Annotated in this window: 3 protein-coding genes and 1 pseudogene; all 4 read left to right on the top strand. The window is 73.0% G+C overall.

What is annotated here, in order from left to right; all coding sequences use genetic code 11:
• On the top strand, positions 1 to 919 hold a 919-nt coding region (locus tag ABZ896_RS52115; protein WP_360946381.1), incomplete at its 5' end, for an alpha/beta fold hydrolase.
• A gap of 16 nt (positions 920 to 935) precedes the next feature.
• Positions 936 to 1874: an alpha/beta hydrolase family protein gene (locus tag ABZ896_RS52120; protein ID WP_360946384.1), complete on the top strand. Its 939-nt coding sequence runs from the start codon at positions 936 to 938 to the stop codon at positions 1872 to 1874.
• Between the two features lie 122 nt (positions 1875 to 1996).
• Positions 1997 to 3229 carry a helix-turn-helix domain-containing protein gene (locus tag ABZ896_RS52125; RefSeq protein WP_360946387.1) on the top strand — a complete coding sequence of 411 codons (1233 nt, stop codon included), beginning with the start codon at positions 1997 to 1999 and terminating at the stop codon, positions 3227 to 3229.
• Between the two features lie 81 nt (positions 3230 to 3310).
• Positions 3311 to 3904: pseudogene (locus ABZ896_RS52130) on the top strand (cutinase family protein); the annotation flags it as partial.
• Positions 3905 to 4001 lie beyond the last annotated feature (97 nt).

The raw sequence follows: 4001 nt of genomic DNA on the forward strand, positions 1-4001 counted from the left end.
CGGCATCCAGCTGCCCCTGCGCGACCTGCTCACGGCGACCACCGTCGCGGACGCGGCGGGTCGGATCGCGAAGCTCCTCTCCCCCTCCTCCGACGAACTGCCGTATCCGTTACGGACGTTGTCCGCCACCGGCTCCGGCACCCCGCTCTTCCTCCTGCACGCCGCCGGCGGCACCACCGACGTCTACCGGGCGCTCACCGAACGGCTCGGCGGGGAACGGCCGGTGTACGGGCTGGAGCGGCTGGAGGACGCCCTCACCGTGGCCGACAAGGCTCGCCGTTACGCCGAGGCCGTCATCGCCGTCCACCCCGACGGGCCCTTCCTGCTGGGCGGTTGGTCCTTCGGCGGGTTCGTCGCCCAGGAGACGGCACGTCAACTCACCTTGTCCGGGCGGGAGGTGGAGCTGGTCGTGCTCCTGGACTCCGTACGGCCGCTCCCGCTTCCCGGGGTCACGGCGGCCGACCGGGTCCGGGCCCACTTCGCGGGGTTCGCCCGGCACGTCGAGGAGACGTACGGGGTCCGCCTGGAACTGCCGTACGACGAACTGCTCGCGCTGGACGACGAGGGTGAACGGATCGACGCCGTGCTGGGGATCCTGCGCTCGCGCGGCGGAGTTCCGGCCGCCGCGCTGGAGCACCAGCGCTCCTCCTACCTGGACATGCGGATCGGCGAGGCCCACCGGCCGGGCCGCCACGAGGGGCGGGTGGTGCTCTACCGGGCCACCGAGCCCGCGCCGCACACCGTGCGCGACCCCGCCTACGAGCGGGACGACGAGACGCTGGGCTGGGACGAGGTGTGCCCGCGCCTGACCGTCGTGCCGGTGAGCGGGCACCACCTGTCGCTGCTCGACGCACCGCACGTCGACGAGATCGCCGCCCATCTGCGGCGGGAGCTCGCCGAAGGGACCCGCCGACCGTGATCCGAGGAGAGCCGCCATGCCCCAGCACATCCCCGCAGTGTCCCGCCGCACGCTCGCCAAGGCGGCGGCCGCGACCGGTCTCGCCGCCCTGTTCGGCGCCCGCGCCACCACCGCGCGAGCCGCGGACGGCCTCGGGCCGCGCACCTTCGACGTGTCCGTGGCCTCGGCCGCGCTGGGCGCGAGCGCACCGGTCCGGCTGATCCTGCCGTCGTCCTTCACCGCGCAGCCCACCCGGACCTACCCCGTCCTGTACCTGCTGCACGGCGCCCACGACGACTACACGTCGTGGACCCGGGAGACGGACATCGTGGCCTTCACCGAGGGCCGGGAGCTGATCGTGGCGATGCCGGACGCGGGCCCCACCGGCATCCCCACCCACTGGCGCAGCGGACCCGACTACGAGACCTTCCAGCTGACGGAGGTCCCGGCGCTGCTCGCCCGCGACTACCGGGCGAACGGCGTACGGGTCGTCGCGGGCGTGTCGACGGGCGGCTACGGCGCGATGGCGCACGCGGCCCGGCATCCGGGCGTGTTCACCGCGGCGGCCTCCTACAGCGGGATCCTCGACACCACCGCGCCCGCCGTCCCCTCGCTCATGAACGCCATCGTGACGCGCGAGAACCTGGCGGCCGACTCGCTCTGGGGCAACCCGGTGCTGAACCTGCTGACCTGGCTCGACTTCAACCCGAGGTCCCGCGCGGCCGGGCTGCGGGGCACCGCGCTGTATGTGTCCAGCGGGAGCGGGCTCGCGGGCGGCATCGGCGACTGGCTGCCGGAGGCGCTGGAGAGCGCCCTGTGGCCGTCCGCGCACAGCTTCACCGACACCCTCGCCAGACTCGGCATCACCGCGACCACGCACTTCTACTCGGGGGGCGGTCACAGCTGGGAGTACTGGAAGCAGGAGTTCGTCACCTCGTGGCCGATGCTCGCCGGTGCGCTGGGGGTGCCTGAGTGATGTCGGTCCCGTCGGGGCACGGAACGGGACGCAGGGGTCGACCGTCCAACACGGGAGTCACCCCCCGTCCCACGGGTACCGCCCCGTGGGTGAGCCGTCTCCGGGTGAAAGGAGGGTCCACGGTGGCCACCCCCACCCCGCACGGCGCTCCGGAGGGGCTCGGAGCCTTCCCCGCGCCGCCCGGCCTGGCCGAGCTGCTGCGGGCCCAACTCGAGGCCGTGGCCGACGAGGTGGAGGAGGAGGTACGCCGCGAGGTCCCCGAGTACGCGCGTCCGGCCGACGGCACCTACCGCGCACACCTCAGGGCCGGGGTGGTGCAGGCGCTGACCCTGTTCGTCGACCACATCGCCGACCCGCGCGGACGGTGGGACGCGATCGCGGCGACGTACTACGAACTCGGCCGCGGCGAGGCCCTGGAGGGCCGCAGCCTGGACGCGCTCCAGTCCGCGCTGCGGGTCGGGGGGCTGCACGCCTGGCGGCTGATGGGCCGTACGGCGGAGGAACTCGGCCTGGACTCCTCGGTGGTGGCGGCCCTCGGTGAGCTGGCCTTCCGTACCGTGCACGAGGTCGCGGAGGCGGCCGCCGCCGGGTACGCGGAGGCCCGCTCGCAGAACACGGACGAGCTGGAGCGCAGACGCCGGCGGCTGCTCGATCTGCTGCTCGGCGAGGGGCCGGTGGCCCTGGCCGCGGTCCAGGACCTGGCGCACGGGGCCCGGTGGACGGTGCCGCGGCAGGTCGCGGTCGTCGCGCTCGCGGCCACCGCGGAGCAGCGGGAGGAGGAGCGGCCGCTGGCCGCCGCGGGCGCGCTGGTGGACATGGAGTCGCGGCCGCCGCGCATGCTGATCCCGGACCCGGAGGGCTCGGGCCGGTTCGGGGGCCGCGCCTTCTCGCTCGCGTTGCGCGGGCGGCCGGCGGCGATCGGGCCGACGGTGCCGCTCGCCGAGGCCGCCCGGTCGCTGCGCTGGGCCGCCCGGGCGCTGGGGCTGATGGGCCGGGGGATCCTCCCCCGCCAGGGCGTGGTGCGGTGCGCCGACCATCTGTCGACGCTGCTGCTGCACAGCGACGAGCCGATCCTGGACCAGCTGCGCTCCCGGGTCCTCGCCCCGCTCGACGCGGTGTCGGAGGGGCAGCGCGGGCGGCTCGCCGAGACGCTGCTGGCGTGGCTGCTCAGCGGCAGCAATGTGCCCGACGTCGCCGCCCGGCTCCATGTCCATCCGCAGACGGTCCGCTATCGGCTGCGGCAATTGGACAAGGTGTTCGGTGAGACGCTGCACGATCCCGCCACCCGGCTGGATCTGATTCTGGCACTCACCACAGAACAAAAGAACGAGGAATTCCTTAATTCCCGTCCATAACACTCCGCAGCAGCAGGCGAATACGTTCGTGGCGTCCTTTTCCACAGGCGTTTCCATACGCCCCACCCGCAAAGGATCCCCATGCGTATTCGCTTGTTCCTCGCCGCGCTCTCGCTGGTCGGCGGGACCGGTGCGGCCGTCGTGTCGGCACCGACGGCGACGGCCGCGGCCTGCTCGGACATCGACGTGGTCGCCGCGCGCGGCACGTTCGAACCGGGCACGCTCGGTCTCATCGTCGGCGACCCGGTGTTCTCCGCCCTGCAGAAGAAACTGACGGGCAAGAGCCTGACCAGCTACCGGGTGAATTATCCCGCGGACCTCTCCCTCACCTCGGCCGCACAGGGCAACGCCGATCTGGTGAACCACGTCAACAGCCAGGCGTCGGCCTGTCCGAACCAGCGTTTCGTCCTGGTGGGCTATTCGCAGGGCGCGAACGTCGTCGACAACTCGATCGGCATCAGCAGCGCGGGGGCGGTGGTCGGCAGCCCGATCGTGGCGGAGATTCCGGCCGCGCTGGAGCCGAGGGTGGCCGCCGTGCTGCTGTTCGGCAACCCGATCCGGGCGATCGGCAAGAGCGTCACCGGCACGTACCAGAGTCGCACGATCGACTTCTGCGCCCAGGGGGACCCCGTCTGTGAGGCCGGTGGGGACGACACCCTGGCGCACCTCGGCTACACCAGCTCGGTCTTGTCGACGACCGACGCCCCGCGTTTGCGGCGCCCGGCGATGATCCGCTCGGGCCGCAGCAGGGTGCCGAGCAGACCGCGGATCT

Origin of the sequence: Streptomyces sp. NPDC047072 (genome assembly GCF_040643855.1) — a bacterium.
Classification (GTDB): Bacteria; Actinomycetota; Actinomycetes; order Streptomycetales; family Streptomycetaceae; genus Streptomyces.

Excerpts from the sequence above, each read along its gene's own strand:
- ABZ896_RS52120 (WP_360946384.1), top strand. The coding sequence starts at position 936 with ATGCCCCAGCACATCCCCGCAGTGTCCCGCCGCACGCTCGCCAAGGCG.